The organism is Niallia sp. Marseille-Q9988 (assembly GCF_976954375.1).
Window position 1 is genome coordinate 16,632 of record NZ_CDRJSZ010000010.1, and the last position, 16,551, is coordinate 33,182.

A 16,551-nucleotide genomic window follows, 5' to 3' on the forward strand; every position below is an offset into this window, starting at 1 on the left:
TTATAACAGAAGCGCAAATAACAGCTATTTTGTAAGTTAGAGAGTATCTAGAACACATCCTTGACACTAAATCTATATTGGAGGAAATAAGATGTTATTAAAACATGTAGAATTAGAAGATATTGAAAATAATGATGGTTGGACTAATAAAGTTGACATTTATGGTTATGAAAATAAGGTATGGGTAATGGCTCATGGTTTTTTTAAAGAATACCCTACTAGGGATTTTGAGAATACAAAAAATAAAATTGATAGTATTATTGCTAAATTAAAAGAGGTGTCTTTTAAAATAATTTATATCAAACAATATTAGTACTAAACAAAGGGTGAGAGTATAAAATATTTTGTGTAAATGAAAATTTCCATGTAAAAAGGAAGACCTTCTCTTGGTAGAATTAAGTCACCACAACCAATCCTAGAAAAGAGGTCTTCCCTATGAATCAGTTTACAACAGAAATTATCGATGCACTAGTAAAAAAACAAGATATTACCGAGGTTTTTCGTTCGCACTTGGAAATGGCGATCAACTCGCTACTTGTGACAGAGTTAACGGAATTTCTAGATTATGAAAAATATGACCGTATTGGCTTTAATTCAGGCAACTCACGCAATGGGTCTTATTCGCGTACGCTTCACACAGAGTACGGCGATTTAGCCATTCAAATTCCACGTGATCGCAATGGTGAGTTCAAACAACAGACCGTGGCTCCGTATAAGCGTTCGAATGATACGCTTGAAGATACGGTGATTCACCTGTTTAAAAAAGGCATTACGATGGCTGAAATTGCCCAGTTAATCGAAAAAATGTACGGCCATCACTATACGCCTCAAACGATTTCGAATATGACAAAAGCGGTTTCAGAAACAGTCGATGCATTTAACAACCGTTCGTTGCATAATCGTTACGTATGCGTGTATTTAGATGCGACGTATATTGCCGTGCGTCGTGATACGGTGTCCAAAGAAGCTGTCTATATCGCTGTTGGTATTCGCGAAGACGGCTCTAAAGAGGTACTCGCTTATACGATTGCCCCAACAGAGTCTGCTTACAACTGGCAAGAGCTACTAGAAGAGCTGAAAGACCGTGGTGTAGAAGACGTCTTATTATTCGTATCAGACGGCTTAAAAGGCATGGCAGACGCTGTTTTCACTGTGTTTCCAAAAGCAAAATATCAAGTCTGTTTAGTTCATGTCGGTCGCAATATTATGCATAAAGTACGCGTAGAGGATCGCAAGGAAGTCTGCGAAGATTTTAAAATGATTCACCAGGCAAAGGACGCCGAAGCAGCTGAGCTAGCACTTGGGCAGTTCTGCGAGAAATGGAGCAAATCGTACAAAAAAGTTACACAAGGCTTACTAAATAACCCGTATTTACTGACGTTTTATCAGTTTCCAAAAGCAATTTGGCGAAGCATCTACTCGACCAATTTAATTGAGTCGTTCAATAAGCAAATCAAAAAATATACAAAGCGCAAGGAACAGTTTCCGAACGAAGAATCACTGGAACGTTTTTTAGTGACGCAGTTCGAGGACTACAATCAACGTTTCGCCTCACGCTGTCACATCGGCTTCAATCAGGCACGTGCAGAGTTGGAAGAGATGTTTGAGCAGCTACATGAACCGACAAACTAACCGGGACGTGCCAGCGCGAAATTTGGGTGTCTAGGAAAGGGCTAGCCCTTTCCTAGACACCCAAATCAACACTTCGAACAAATCTATTTGAATACGAAGGTGATCATCTACCTTGAGAAGTTGAAAAGTCATTTACACAAAAATATTGACAGTACCTTAATTTTATTTACAATTGATAAAAACTAGATATTATGCCCCATTTTGAAAGTTTTTTCACAAACGTTTTCAAGGAAAAAGTGTGCGTTTTCACACCTCTCCTATCAATGGCCGTGAGCAAATGTCCCTACTCCCATATTTCATAAAACAGTTAGTTGACAGAATATTTCAATGTTCGCTAAGATTATACCGTAATCTTACAAATTATTTTTTACGAGGTGAAGACATGGTATTATCGAAAAAATCATTAAGAGTATTAGCTGGGCTCTCACTAGCAGCAACAGTAAGTTTTTCAGCGGGCGTACCAAGCGCACTAGCCGTTACACAACCTGAGGCAGATACTCCTCTACAGAAGGAAAATCTTCAGAAGTTAACGGTTCAAGGAGTAACAGAACTCTCAAATGGAGTCAAATTTGATCTTGGTTCATACGAAGGTTATATTCGTATATTTGACAAAGATCTTGTGAAAGTTTCTGTTGTAGAAAAAGGCGAAGAGGAATTCGAATCAAGAGGAATTGAGAAAAAAGAAAGTGAATGGAAACGTGTGCCATTTAGTGCAAACGGTAGCGCAGATGAATACACAATCAAAACAGATGAAATTACGGTTAAAATTAACTTAAAGCAATTCGGAGTGAAATTCCTTGATAAAGAAGGAAATGTCATTAACGAAGATTATTTAAACCAAGGTGCAACTTCAGGTTATGAAAATGGCAAGCCTTATGTGTTTAAGAAAACGAATGAAAACGAAGACTTTTATGGTTTTGGTGAGCAAACTGGATTAGAAGTCAATAAACGCGGGGATAGCATAGGTTTATGGAATACGGATGCTTATGCATACACTAAAGATACTAAGTATGTATATACATCTATTCCCTTTTTCATCGGATTAAAAGATAAAAAAGCATATGGAATTTTCTTTGATAATACACATCGTTCATACTACGAGATGGCAAGTGAGTCTGATGACTATTACTACTTCTATGCAAACGGCGGAAAATTAACATACTATTTTGCATATGGTCCGGAAATTGGTGATGTAATTGATCGTTATACTGAATTAACAGGTAAAATGGATATTCCAGCAAAATGGTCATTAGGGTTGCATCAAAGTAAGTGGGGATATACCGCGGATGAAATTCTGAATGTTGCAAAAACTTATCGAGAAAAGAATATCCCACTAGATACAATGCACTTTGATATTGATTATATGGATGGCTATCGAGTGTTTACATGGAACCAACAATATAAGGATGCATTAACGAAATTAAAAGAGATGGAAGGATTCCATGCAATTGCGATTAATGATCCAGCTGTTAAGCAAGATGAGAATTACAGCATTTATCAAGAAGGAACGAGTAAAGACTTCTGGGCGAAAAATCCAGATGGCTCGAACTACATTGGACCAGTATGGCCTGGTGATTCTGCTTTCCCTGATTTCTCTAAACAAGAGGTACGTGATTGGTGGGCTAAACATCATGATGTGCTATTAAATGCAGGAATTGATGGGATTTGGAATGATATGAATGAACCAGCTGTTTTCATTGATGATGACAGACATGCTCATACATTACCGCTAGATACGTATTTTGGATATGAAGACAACAAAATTCTTCATACTGAGTACCATAACTTATATGGCCATGATGAAGCAGAAGCTACTTATGATGCGTTTAAAATGCATAAACCAGGCACTCGTCCATTCGTTTTAACTCGTGATATGTATGCAGGTACACAACGCTATGCTGCATTATGGACAGGTGATAACGTTAGTAACTGGGAACACTTAGAAATGTCACTACCAATGAATATGAACGTTGGAATGTCAGGGGTCGCATTTGTAGGAAATGATATTGGTGGTTTTGCAGCTCGCCCAGATGCAGAATTATTCGCTCGATGGATTGAGGTAGGAGCATTCTTGCCGTTTTCTCGTATTCACTATGATAGTGATGAAAAAGCAGAAATTAAACAAGGTCAAGAACCATGGGCATTTGGTCCAGAAGTTGAGGCAATCAGTAAGAAATACATTGAAATGCGCTATAAATTATTACCATACTTATATAATCAATTTAAAGAAGCAGCAGATACTGGTAAACCGGTTCAACAACCGCTAGTCTACCAATTCCAAAATGATGAGAAAACAAATGATATAAGTGATCAGTACATGTTCGGTGATTCGATGATGCTAGCACCCGTTGTGAAACAAGGTCAAACTTCTCGTGAAGTTTATTTACCAAAAGACGTAAAGTGGACAGACTATTGGACTGGAAAAGAATATGAAGGCGGACAAACGATTACAGTTGATGCACCACTTGATCATATGCCAATCTTTGTGAAAAATGAGTCAATCATCCCAACACGTGAAGTACAGCAATATACAGATGAAAAGCCACTTACAAATCTAGTGCTTGACACATATTTAGAAGAAGAGGCAACATATTCATTCTATGAAGATGATGGTGCAACAGAAGACTACAAAACTGGTGAATATAACATTACAGAGTTCGAGGTAGAACAAAAACCAAACCATATTACATTTAAACAAAAACAAAAGGTTAAAAAATACTCTGACTCAAAGGTACAGCAATACACATTAAAATTAAACAATACAGAAAAACCTTCAAAAATCCAAGCAGGTAAAAATAAATACAAACCAGTTGGATCAATCGAAGAAACTCAAGGGAAACCAAACACATTCTTTTATGATGAAAATGCGAAAGTTCTTTATGTAAGTATCCCTGCTGATGAGAAGAAGAAAGTACAAATTCGTTAATCAAGATATAAGAGAGGGAAAGAAGGGACGAAAGAATCGTTCCTTCTTGTCAGCATTAATGGTCAATTTTATCTTTTCATTAAAATTATCGAAAAGGGGAATAAATTTACTTCAGGATTTATTGTAACAGCATTACTGACCATATCATTTATTCAACCTATTAATCAGGCATTGGCTAAACAAATAAAACCTGAGCAAGTCGAAAATGTCAGTGTCCAGAAAGAACAAAAACTATCTGAAATTAATGGTAGGGCTCAATGGGATAGAAGTTCACTATCATTTATTGATCAAAATGAAAATTGTTCCTGTATTTCTGCTACCATAAAAAATGGACAAGATTCAAGAGCCATGCAAGGTGAAGTAAAATATGAGGTCTACTGGTCTGCAAAAGGAAACCCTAAAAATAGTGAATTGGTTTATTCCGGAAGTGTTGCCCCTTTAAACCCTGGGGAAACGAAATAAGTTATGCTCTAGATCCAAATAAACCAGGAAATTATATTTTCAAAGCCTATCAACGTCCAGGACATCCTGGAAAAGGAGAATTATGGAGTGAATCCATAACTGTGAAAGAAAAGACAGATTATACAGATCTTCAGCGACCACTAGATCAACTTTTTCATTCTAGTGTTGAAAATGGAACAGCGACATTTACCATTCTAGAAGGTATGGACCCTGTTGTAATCAGCTTTTCGAGCTATGTATACCCTGAGGGAACATTACCTCAAGAAGATGGTAAACCTTATGAGGGTCAAAAAGTATATGATACGATCACGAATGTTTATGGGCCTGGAACATATACAATTACAATTGATATACCGGAAAATGGACTTTGGCAAGCGGATTTATACTTAGGGTGTGTGATTGAAGAGTTGTCAGAGAGCGGACATCCAATTGAAAAAATAATTGATGCCGATTATAGTTGGAAGAAATAAATATATCGCCTATTAACAACAAAACATAAACAAATATAGCATCCAAAAAAGGGACTAATTTGATCGTTAGTTCCCTTTAATAATAAGAAAGTTGTGTAAAAATGAGGAGTTAGATTTTATGTTATCAAAAAAAAAGTATCTATTAATTTTCTTATCTATTATTTTTTTATTATTAATAATAATAGGTTTGACGACGTACTCCAATTCATCTCCTAATCAAGACCACAAAGAGGATTCATCTGAAATTATACCAAAACATTCAAACATTATTAAAACAATTTCAACTGATAAAGCAGCCTATCATTATGATGACACGGTGAAATTTAATGCTCAATTGAAAAAAGGACTAACAGAAGGAATTCTAACCATTACATATTACCATTTAGATAACGTTATTTCGAAACTAGAAGTAAAAGTAGCGGAAAATAGTAAAGAAGTACACTGGGAATGGCAGCCGCCAAAAGAGGATTTTAAAGGGTATTTCGTCCATGTTCAGTATACATCTGATTCAATACAAGAGGATCATACGATTGCAGTTGATGTTTCAAGTGATTGGTCCCAATTTCCTCGCTACGGGTTTTTATCAAACTTTCAAGACCAATCTATGGAGAAAATGGATTCTGTCATTTCCCAACTGAACCGCTATCACATCAATGGTTTACAATTTTATGATTGGCATTTTAAGCATCATCAACCACTTAAAGTAGAAAACAATGGCGCAGCAGCAAATTGGGAGGATATTGCTAATCGTCCAATCTATCTCGAAACGATCAAAAATTATATTCAGCTTGCTCATGATCGCAACATGACAACGATGGCATATAACCTTTTGTATGGTGCTTTTTCTGAAGCAGAAAAGGATGGTGTGAATAAAGAATGGCGTTTATTTAAGGATCAACAGAAAAATGAACATGATTATCACCCACTACCAGATGAATGGAAAAGTGACGTATTTCTAGTAAACCCAGGAAATTCTGATTGGCAGAACTATCTCATTGACCAACAAAAACGTGTATATGAAGCTCTTCCATTCGATGGATGGCATATTGACCAGCTTGGTCCTAGAGGCGAGGTCTATGATTTTGATGGAAATCAGGTTGCAATCGATGAAACCTTTCTTCCGTTTTTACAACGTATAAAAAATGAAGCACAGGATAAACGTATTGTTATGAATGCGGTAAACCAGTACGGTCAAAAACAAATTGTAAGCTCGCCAATTGACTTTTTATATACAGAGGTATGGGATCATTTTAAATATTACGGTGATTTAAAACAAATTATTGATGAGAATAATTCCGATTCTAAGGGGACTAAAAATACAGTGTTAGCAGCATATATGAACTATGAATCTTCCAATCAAATTGGAGAATTTAATACGCCGGGTATTTTATTAGCTAACAGTGTCATCTTTGCATCGGGAGGTGCTCATTTAGAATTAGGGGAGCATATGCTTTCAAAAGAATATTTTCCTCATAATAACTTTAAAATGGATCAATCTTTGCAAAGTAGCCTTATTACCTATTATGATTTTTTAGTTGCCTATGAAAACTTGCTTCGTGATAACATGCATGAGGCTTCACTTGCGGTTCATTCACCTGATTGGGTTCTTTTCTCTTCTCAACCGGAACAAGGAAAAGTATGGAGCTTTGCAAAACAAAAAGCAAATAAAAAAGTTATACACTTTATTAACTTTGTAGATGCTACAACACTAGAGTGGCGTGATACAAATGCAAGTCAAGCACAGCCTCAAGATCGTCAAAAGTTAACTGTTGAGCTTGAAGAGACTAAAGCTATAAAAAAAGTTTGGCTTGCTTCACCGGATATTGAGAATGGTTTACCTAACTCACTTACTTTTAAACAGGAAAATGGGAAAGTAACATTTACCCTGCCGAGTCTAAAATACTGGGACATGGTTGTAGTGGAGTACGAATAATGTTTTTGGGGACAGTCCCAAAAAGTGGACTAAAGGTGTCATATCTTCCGATGAAAATATTTAAACAGGAAGATATGACACCTTTTTTTGTTCTTCAATGAAGAAACGGTATATAAGACACAAATTTTGTAATATAAGCGATTTAAAATGATAGCGCTTTCCTGGATAATGAAAATCATCAGCTATTCTTAAGAATGGGGAGGTTATTTCATTGAGTAAACACAATAGAAGCAAGAAAAAGAGTAGGGAAAGAAAGAAAGGGTTATTTTACAAGATCAGTGCTTTTTCTATTCTTTCTACGATGGCATTAACAACAGCACTAACAGGAACTGCTTCTGCACAGGACAGCCCATATACAAGGCAAGGGGCAGGACCGATGTATTTTATGACATATGAACATCAGTGGACGAAAAATACATTTATGCCTGAGAAACGGTTGAAGGAAAATATTGATTGGATGGCTAAAAACTTCCTACCTTACGGCTATGACATGGTTTCAACTGATGGTTGGATTGAAGGTGCAACTTTGCTTAATAAAAATGGCTATGTTGTAAGTCATAATGATAAATGGATGACCAATCCAATGAATATGGATGGGACGGAGGAAGAATTCGAGCTAGGAATCCTTCTAAATGGTGACTTTGAAGAGGGTGTTGACGTAGGGTGGAAAGTCGAAACAGATGCAATGTACGGAGTTGATGCAAATGATGCATATGAAGGCTCTAAATTATGGGTGTATGGACCGGAACCACATACTGCTAAGGTTTCTCAAACAATAGAAGGGCTTGAAAATGGAAATTATACTTTAACAGCGCGAGTGAAGTTTCCTAACGATGTTCAAAACTTTGTTGATGGAACAAGTACTGCAACTATGAAGCTGAAAAACTACTATACTACAGAAGAAAACGAACCAGCTCCTGAACAAGTTGTTGAATTAAATGACGGGCTGACAGATGAATATGGGAAAGCACGTTACGGGCTTTTCAAATTTAAAGCAGAGGTGACGAATGGACAGTTAACTGTTGAATTCAATATTGATGCAAAAGGAGATCACAGTTCTTTCCAGCTAGATAATGTTGAGCTATATAAGACAGGTGAAAAGCCGGAAGAGGACAACGAGGAAAATGAGCCGTTCCAATATCCATCTGAAAAATATCCGGATGGTCATACTTGGAAGTTCTGGGGAGCCTACTTAAAGGAAAAAGGAATGGACTTTGGCATTTACTACAATCCGTTATGGATTAGCCCTGAGGTTGTAAATAATCCTGATAAATATATTGTCATAGGAACTGAAAATAATCCTGGTGGACCGACATATGTCGTGGATTTGATTGATCAAGGTGATCCGGATGACCCGACAGATGGTGATCGATTCAACGGTGGTCAGGGGAATGAGCGTTCACTTTATTGGGTGGATGTGAATCATCCTGATGCAGAAAAATATATTAAGGGATACATTGACTTTTTTGCTGAACAGGGCGCTGATTTTCTGAGAGTTGATTTCCTGTCATGGTATGAAACAGGAACAGATGCTAATATAGGGACAGTCGGGCAAGCTCATGACAGAAAACTGTATGAAAAATCATTAAAGTGGATGTCAGAAGCATCTAAAGAAAACAATGTTCTCCTAAGTCTTGTCATGCCACATCTTATAAATCACGGTGAACTTGAACAAAAATATGGTGACATGATTCGTATTAATGAAGACACGTTTACAGGTGGCTGGGATCATATTAGCGGCAGACGTCAAGAGTGGAGACCAGGTTGGTCACAATGGGCAAATTCCTTCCAAGGCTTTACAGGCTTCTCTGATATCGGCGGCCGTTCGAGCATGATATTGGATGGTGACTTCCTTCGATTGAATACATTCACTGGTCTATATGCAGATCATGAAAAGAAAACAACTTTGTCATTGTATACACTTGCCGGCTCACCGATCGCTATTTCAGATCAGTATGATACGATTGGAGCTAACTATAAATACTATCAAAATCCTGAGCTCATTGAGTTTAATAAGGTGGGACTGGTTGGAAAACCAATTTATGAAAGCGCTAAACATTATGGGGAGTCTAATTCTAGCCGTGACAGCCAACGTTGGGTAGGTCAGCTTCCAGACGGTTCTTGGGTAGTTGGATTGTTTAATCGCAATGATGAGAGTAAATCGTTTAACTTTAATTTTAAAGAAGAGCTAGGAATTGAAAATGGCCATGTTCGTGATGTATGGGCCCATAAGGATTTAGGTATACAAACATCACATTCCGTTACACTTGAACCACATGATAGTGTTGTATTAAAAGTAATCCCGACAACGACTGAGAACGTATACGAAGCAGAAGCAGCTTCGTATAGTAAAGGAATAGAATTTGCTAATGAGCAAATTGGGCACGCTGGGTTTGGTTACTTAAATGGCATTAATGAGAAAGATGAAAGTGTAACATATGCGATTAGTGCACCAAAATCAGGCGTGTATAACTTAAAAATAGACTATTCTGCTAGTAAAGCAAGTGAGGCAATGATAGGAGTGAGGGAAGTAAGCACTGGTGAAAATACGAATTCAAAACAAGTGAAATTGAATCCAACCAATGGGAAATGGAAGGAAGCAAGAACAGAAATAGTCCTTCAAGAAGGAACCAATTTAGTACAAATTCAGAATGCTGCTGGTAACTTTAATCTGGATTCTATTACATTAGGTGAAGCAAAAGATCAAGAAAAACAATCGATTCTATTAAATGGAGATTTTAAAGCAGGCTTTGCCCACTGGAGCCGCAGTAATATGGTTAATCAGTCAATTGAAGATGGAGTTGTCCAAATTTCGAGAATGAATGAAAAAGCATTTGAATCCGATCTTTGGCAGTATGTTGTACCACAGGCTGGTACTTATGAATTAACAGCTAACATGAAACGAAGCGGTCAATTTAATGAAGCATTTCTTTATATTGAAAAAAATGGAACGATAGAAAAAGTAGAAGTTCCAGAGTCTGAAGATATGAAAAAAGTGATTATCCCTGATATAGAAGTATCTGAAGGGGATGTCTTGAAAATTGGCAATATCGCCAGTTCACAGTCTGACGGTAAGCTGACAATCGATAATATCGAGCTGAAATCAGCTTATCACAATCATTATTTCAACATAGAAAAAAATAGGAATAAAATTGAATTAACTCGTAAACAGGATAATCAAAATGAGGCAAAGCATTTTTCTCATCTAGTAAAGCTTCCAATACAAAAGATGCCTAGAAAAATACAAACAGAAAATAAAACATATAAAAAAGTAAACAGTTTTGAGGAAGTAAGAGAGAAAGTGGAAGTTTATTTCTATGATGAACAAAACAACGTATTTTTAAATATACCAACAAATGAAGAGAAGAAAATCCAAATAAAGTTCTAGCTTAGTAGAGCAGTGAAACTGATTTCGTTTCATTGCTCTACTTTTCATTTCCCTTAATCAGAGAATCATTTTACATTCATCAGGTAAAATGTTGGACCAAGATTGTTATTGAGTCTAAATAATCGTAAAATTGAGATAAATGAAGTGTAGGACAAATATTAATGAGGGTATAAGCGATGATTTATAAACTATTAAAAAAACGTTTTGCAACAAAGGTCATTGTTGTCATTCTAATTGTTTGTTTAATCCCAACTGTTTCTACTAGTTTCTTTTTTTATTATGCTGCATCAAATATTGTAAAAGAAAATGTTAGGGAATCCTCTTTACAAATTGCCAGGCAAGCCGCAGATTCTCTGAACTATATTATTTCAACAGGCAGCGATATGTCTAATCTTATTTATAGTAATGAACGAATCCAGGAAATTGTTAAGCAAAATTCCAATGAAAATCTACCAATATCTGAATTTGAAGCAAATCAAGAGTATATAACCTCATTTTTAAATTCCAATATTTATTCTAGTTCATTTGTAAGGATTATTTATATCTTAAAGGATGAGGGAGTTAGCTGGGGTAGCGGGACATTTTCTCCATATAAATTATCACAAGTCAACCTTCAAGAGCTTAGCTGGGTAAAAGATTCTGTTCAAAAAGACGGAGAATTGGTATGGCAAGGGCTTCAATATGATAAATTTACCGGAGCAGGAGAAAATACTGAGCTTGTATTATCGATCAGCAGAGTAATGAAAGACTTCAATAATCTTGAAAATATTGCATATATACAAGTTTGCTTAGATGGAAATGCCATCCTTGATAAAATCAATCAATTAAAGTTAGGAAAAACAGGACGTTTTTTTGTTGTCGATGACACAGGTATGATTATGATTGATAGTAATTTGCAGAATATTAATAACCCAGTTCAAAACAAAGCGTTACGTAAGCATATCTTAAGTGATGAACTAGAATTTCAATATAAAGAAGATATTCCTTATTATGGGGTTAAACAGGAAATGGCAAATGGTTGGTCCATTGTAGGTGTGGTACCAATCAGCGAAATTACAGGTGAATTGACGACTATTCAAAGGATCACTATCTTAGCTTCAATCTTATTTGGAATTCTGTCAATCTTTATTGGCATATTAATAGCTAAACGAGTTACAGAGCCAGTTAACGTCTTAACACGTCAAATGAAATTAGTCGGAAAAGGAAACTTTAATGTACGAACAAATGTTAAATCAATTGATGAAATTGGCATGATGAGCATCCAGTTTAATCGGATGATCAACCAGGTTGAACAACTGGTAAAACAGGTAAAGGAAGAACAGTTTCAAAAACAAGAAGCTGAGTTACGGGCAATTAAACATCGAATTAACCCTCATTTTCTATTCAATACATTAAGTACGATCCGATGGTTAGTTAAATTCAACCAAACAGAGCGTACAAATGCTGCTTTATCAGCATTATCCAGTCTGTTGGAAGCAAACATGGGGAAAACAGGAACGTTCGTAACGATTAACGAAGAACTTGAAATTGTTAAGAAGTTCATGGTGATTCTACAAATTCGGTACGAACAAAATTTCATTTTGAAAACGCAGTTTGAAAGAGGAGTGGAAGATTTTCTTATTCCAAGAATGATTATACAGCCCATTGTCGAAAACGCTATTTTTCATGGTATTGTACCTACAGATAAAAAAGGGACCATTTCTATTATTGGACGAAACATCACAGACGGAGTAGAAATAGAAATTCGAGACAATGGAATAGGATTTGAAATAGATGCCTTAAAAAAGCTCCAACAAGCAACGAATCGTACAAATTCATTTGTTGGAATCGGGTTAAGGCATGTCTATGATTCTGTGAAACTCTATTTTCATAAAGACTCAAAAGTGGAACTTGAAAGTAGTCAAGAAGGCACAATTGTGAGACTTATATTGAGGTCGAAAACTAGAGGTGGAGATCATGTATAAAGTTATGATTGTTGATGATGAACCGATTATTAGATTTGGATTAAAGTCCTCCATTAACTGGGAACAAGAAAACCTTTTTTTAATTGGTGATTTTTCTAATGGAAAGCAAGCGTTAGAAGCAATAGAGGCTGTGGACCAAGTTGATATCCTTATTACGGATATTAAAATGCCGGTAATGGATGGTCTAACATTAATGAAAAAAGCGCTAAAGATAAATCCAATGTTAAAGGTCGTATTAGTAAGCAGTTATAATGAATTTGATTACGCACGGGAAGGTCTGACTCATGGTGCAATGGATTATATATTAAAACCGACTCTTGAACCGGAATCGTTTTGCAAGACCATTCAAAAATGCGTAAAAAAAATTGTTGAAGAACAAACGATTAAGAAAAAGTTAGATTCTGTAGAACGGACAAATCATTTTCGGGAAAGAAAAAAAATTGAGCAGGAAGTAAAGCGGGTTTTGCTTCAAAAACATAGAGAAACCAATATTGGTCATTTAGTTGATATATTTCAAACTCCTTTTATTGTGGTTTGTTTAAAAATGAAGCAAATTGACAAGGTAGAAGAAGAATATGGCTTTTTATTTAAAAGTCTTATTTTCGAAGAAATCCAAGAACGCTTTTATAAGTATAGAGAAGAGGGGATTAGTATTCAAATAGGGGAAAGTGAACTTTTATTCTTTATTAATAATACATGTAATCCACTTACGGACATTCATAGGTTAAAAGAGAAAGTTGAAAAAGAAGCAAAAGTCAGCTTTTCTTTTGGATATGAAGTTGTAACAGACTGTAAAGACCTAGTTACTGGATATGAACGAAGCATTTTAGCAAGTCAAAGGCATTTTTTTTATCAACATACCAATATTTTTGTTTATAAACATCCTGTGGAAGAATTCGTTCATCCTTTAAGCCTGCAGGAATTGAAAGAACTTCTTACTAATATTGATGTAGAGAACGTTCCTATCTTCCTGGATGAGAGGCTCAAACAATGGCGAAGTGAACAAATGACACCTACTGACATTAAGAAAGAGGCATGTGACATTTTAACAACACTATTTATGGAGCGGATAGAGTACTCATTTTTAATTGATCGATGCTCAGAAATTGAAAGATCCGAGTCACTGAATGATCTGAATGAATATCTCTTAAAGGGATTCGAAGCATGTGACCAATATATTACAGACCAGAAAATGAAGTCAAATACAGATAATGAGTTAATAGATAAAGCCCTTGATTTTATTCATAAACATTATACACAGGAATTGACGCTTCAACATGTTGCCGATCATATTCATATAAGCAGAAATTATTTCAGTATCTTGTTCAAACGATTTCTAGGGCAAAACTTTATTGATTATGTAATTGACCTTCGAATAAAAAAAGCTAGAGAACTATTGGTTCATACTTCTCTAAAAGTTTATGAAGTAGCAGGGAATGCTGGTTTTAATGATGTGAAATACTTTAGCAAGCTGTTTAAAAAAGTAACAGGCTCATCCCCAGGAGATTTTAGAATGCAGCATCAAAAGTAAGAAAGAGGAAGGGAATGCAAAATGCGTCAATTCCAATTAATTTTATGGTTTGCCTTATTGGGCGTTATGATCGGTTGCACAAATCAAACCATTATTGATGAACGCAGCCCTGCCAAAATAGCAGAAGATCAAGTGAATGAAAAAATTGAAATTTGGCATACGTATAGTGAACAGGAAACAAAGATATTTGAAAATGAAGTGATTCCATTATTTGAACAAGAACATCCTGAAATCGATGTAAAGCCTGTCCGTCAAGCATATAATAAACAATTAATGTCATCTCTTATTAGCAGAGCATCCGTTAATAGCACCCCGGATATTATAAGAATGGATATTACATGGATGCCTAAATTTGCTGACCTGAAACTTTTATATCCTGTTAGTAGATTTGATGATTTTGATGAATTAAAGAATCGTTTTTATGATGCACCGTTAAAATCAAATGTATTTGAAGGACGTTATTATGGTTTGCCATTAAATACAAATACAAAGGTTGCTATTTATAACCGACAAGTATTAAGGGATATTGGCTTGAAAACTCCACCTGGAAAAATGGAAGAATTCATTCAGATTGTTGAAGAGAATAACTTAAAGATCGGCATGCTAAATGTTCATACATGGGGAAGTTTGCCTTATTTTTATGGACTCGGTGGTAAATTAACAGATCCAAACTATACAAGAGCAACTGGTTATTTAGATAGTGAGGGTAGTATTAAAGCCGTTAAAAAGCTTGTTGAATTATATCGAAATTCTAATCTTCCAAAACAGATTGTGAGCGGTTATCCTGAGACATGGCAAAATATTCGAAGCGGCAATTATTTTATGATAGATGAAGGCCCTTGGTTTTATAGTGTTCAACCCAATGATGAGCTGGCCTTGATTAATAAACAAACAATTTCAGCTCCTTTTCCCGGTAATGGAGAATCTTCTTCGATTTTAGGTGGGGAAAATATTGTGATGACAAAGGGTACAAAACACCGTGAAGCTGCATGGACCTTTATGAAATGGATGACAACAGAAACACCTCAAAAGCTATTATTACAAGCAGGCTTGTTGCCGACAAACCGCCATGTTCCATTTTCAGGAATCCTTGATAAGTATCCTTATTATAAAAGCTATATTGCGAGCATAGATCAAGCCCATTTAAGGCCACAACTCCCCGAGTGGGAACAGATAAATGAAATCTATACAAACTATTTGAGGCAAATATTCTATGAACAAGTCAGTGTTGAAGGAGGTTTAAAAAAAGCCGCAATGGAAATAGATAAATTACTCGCTCTTGATGGGTAAGAAGGTTAATCATATTACTTCAGACGTGAATTCAAATGGGGATTCACACCTGAAGTTCCTCTTTTATATCCTCAAGCAAAAAGTAAATGTTTTCCAAGTGATGAAAAGTTTCTTTAGGAAAGTTGAAAATAAAAATGTATGCTTAAACAAAAGCCCCAACGTAATACTTTAGTGTTTTATAAGAAAGTTAGACGTAAGAATTGCAGAAAAAGAACAGGCAAAAAAAGTATTTGAAGAATCAAAGGTTCCTGTAAGTGGTTCAGGTGATACTGCGACTGAAGTAATTACACTTAAAGCTGGTTGGGCAATTTTTGAAGGTTCTCATACTGGTGGGGCCAACTTTGCAGTACATCTTCAAGATGAAACTGGAAATGACATGGAACTATTAGTTAATACGATATGAAATTACAAAGGGAAAACAGTTGCTGTGATTCCTGCTGATGGTAATTATTATCTAAACGTCACCGCAGGTGGAAAATGGAATTTTAGCATCTATCAAACTCCTCGACTTGATATTGCTGAAGCCCCTACGACTTTAGAAGGCACTGGTGATGATGTCGTATTTTTCAATACTACAAGTGGCAATCATAAGTTTACCTTTAATCTCTGGATCAAGTAACTTTGCAGTCTTGCTAAATGGTTCTGATTTAATGGTAAATGAAATTGGAGCGTATCAAGGTTCGCAAAGGTACTCACTGTCAACGGATGGATATTATGGACTAGTTATTACTGCAGATGGAAAATGGTCTGTTAAAATTGAAAAATAATAAAAAGGGTTAGAGTCGCATAAAAGCACTCTAACCCTTTTATTTATTAAGGTTGTTTTCGCAAAGATTGTTGCTTTTACATACGATTTTAACTTCATAGTGAAATATAGCTCCAGACACCCGACTCCTGCGGGAAGTAGAGGAAAGGCTGAGAACCCTGCAGGCGAAGACGAGAAGGCTCAGCTTCC

General features: G+C 35.9%; 11 protein-coding genes. All 11 read left to right on the forward strand.

The window, feature by feature from the left end; translation table 11 throughout:
• The first annotated feature begins 91 nt into the window (after positions 1-91).
• Positions 92-313 carry a hypothetical protein gene (locus tag ACWNMZ_RS17770; RefSeq protein WP_016205245.1) on the forward strand — a complete coding sequence of 74 codons (222 nt, stop codon included), beginning with the start codon at positions 92-94 and terminating at the stop codon, positions 311-313.
• A 122-nt stretch (positions 314-435) separates the two neighbouring features.
• A complete protein-coding gene (locus ACWNMZ_RS17775) occupies positions 436-1,632 on the forward strand; it encodes an IS256 family transposase (protein ID WP_031540362.1) in 1,197 nt (398 codons plus the stop codon).
• A 382-nt stretch (positions 1,633-2,014) separates the two neighbouring features.
• Positions 2,015-4,558 carry a glycoside hydrolase family 31 protein gene (locus ACWNMZ_RS17780; RefSeq protein ID WP_031539438.1) on the forward strand — a complete coding sequence of 848 codons (2,544 nt, stop codon included), beginning with the start codon at positions 2,015-2,017 and terminating at the stop codon, positions 4,556-4,558.
• 171 nt (positions 4,559-4,729) lie between these two features.
• A complete protein-coding gene (locus ACWNMZ_RS17785) occupies positions 4,730-5,020 on the forward strand; it encodes a hypothetical protein (protein ID WP_031539437.1) in 291 nt (96 codons plus the stop codon).
• Positions 5,021-5,121: 101 nt separating this feature from the next.
• Positions 5,122-5,490 (forward strand): hypothetical protein, encoded by a 369-nt coding sequence (locus ACWNMZ_RS17790; protein WP_031539436.1) that lies wholly within the window; start codon positions 5,122-5,124, stop codon positions 5,488-5,490.
• A gap of 118 nt (positions 5,491-5,608) precedes the next feature.
• Positions 5,609-7,423, forward strand: coding sequence for a glycoside hydrolase family 66 protein (locus ACWNMZ_RS17795; RefSeq protein WP_031539434.1), 1,815 nt, complete (start codon positions 5,609-5,611; stop codon positions 7,421-7,423).
• Between the two features lie 211 nt (positions 7,424-7,634).
• Positions 7,635-10,811, forward strand: a complete 3,177-nt coding sequence (locus tag ACWNMZ_RS17800) for a CBM35 domain-containing protein (RefSeq protein WP_284561545.1) — start codon at positions 7,635-7,637, stop codon at positions 10,809-10,811.
• Between the two features lie 176 nt (positions 10,812-10,987).
• Positions 10,988-12,775: a cache domain-containing sensor histidine kinase gene (locus ACWNMZ_RS17805; protein ID WP_102228180.1), complete on the forward strand. Its 1,788-nt coding sequence runs from the start codon at positions 10,988-10,990 to the stop codon at positions 12,773-12,775.
• A complete protein-coding gene (locus tag ACWNMZ_RS17810) occupies positions 12,768-14,306 on the forward strand; it encodes a response regulator transcription factor (protein WP_031539428.1) in 1,539 nt (512 codons plus the stop codon). Before ACWNMZ_RS17805 ends, ACWNMZ_RS17810 begins: the two co-directional genes overlap by 8 nt.
• Positions 14,307-14,327: 21 nt before the next feature.
• The gene (locus ACWNMZ_RS17815) at positions 14,328-15,596 is read left to right on the forward strand and encodes an extracellular solute-binding protein (protein ID WP_284561544.1); all 1,269 of its coding nucleotides are present in this window, start codon (positions 14,328-14,330) and stop codon (positions 15,594-15,596) included.
• A gap of 551 nt (positions 15,597-16,147) precedes the next feature.
• Complete coding sequence (locus ACWNMZ_RS17820) at positions 16,148-16,363, forward strand: hypothetical protein (RefSeq protein WP_048718472.1); 216 nt, start codon at positions 16,148-16,150, stop codon at positions 16,361-16,363.
• Positions 16,364-16,551: the final 188 nt, after the last annotated feature.

Excerpts from the sequence above, each read along its gene's own strand:
- ACWNMZ_RS17770 (WP_016205245.1), top strand. The coding sequence starts at position 92 with ATGTTATTAAAACATGTAGAATTAGAAGATATTGAAAATAATGATGGT.
- ACWNMZ_RS17775 (WP_031540362.1), top strand. The coding sequence starts at position 436 with ATGAATCAGTTTACAACAGAAATTATCGATGCACTAGTAAAAAAACAA.
- ACWNMZ_RS17780 (WP_031539438.1), top strand. The coding sequence starts at position 2,015 with ATGGTATTATCGAAAAAATCATTAAGAGTATTAGCTGGGCTCTCACTA.
- ACWNMZ_RS17795 (WP_031539434.1), top strand. The coding sequence starts at position 5,609 with ATGTTATCAAAAAAAAAGTATCTATTAATTTTCTTATCTATTATTTTT.
- ACWNMZ_RS17805 (WP_102228180.1), top strand. The coding sequence starts at position 10,988 with ATGATTTATAAACTATTAAAAAAACGTTTTGCAACAAAGGTCATTGTT.
- ACWNMZ_RS17810 (WP_031539428.1), top strand. The coding sequence starts at position 12,768 with ATGTATAAAGTTATGATTGTTGATGATGAACCGATTATTAGATTTGGA.
- ACWNMZ_RS17815 (WP_284561544.1), top strand. The coding sequence starts at position 14,328 with ATGCGTCAATTCCAATTAATTTTATGGTTTGCCTTATTGGGCGTTATG.
- ACWNMZ_RS17820 (WP_048718472.1), top strand. The coding sequence starts at position 16,148 with ATGATGTCGTATTTTTCAATACTACAAGTGGCAATCATAAGTTTACCT.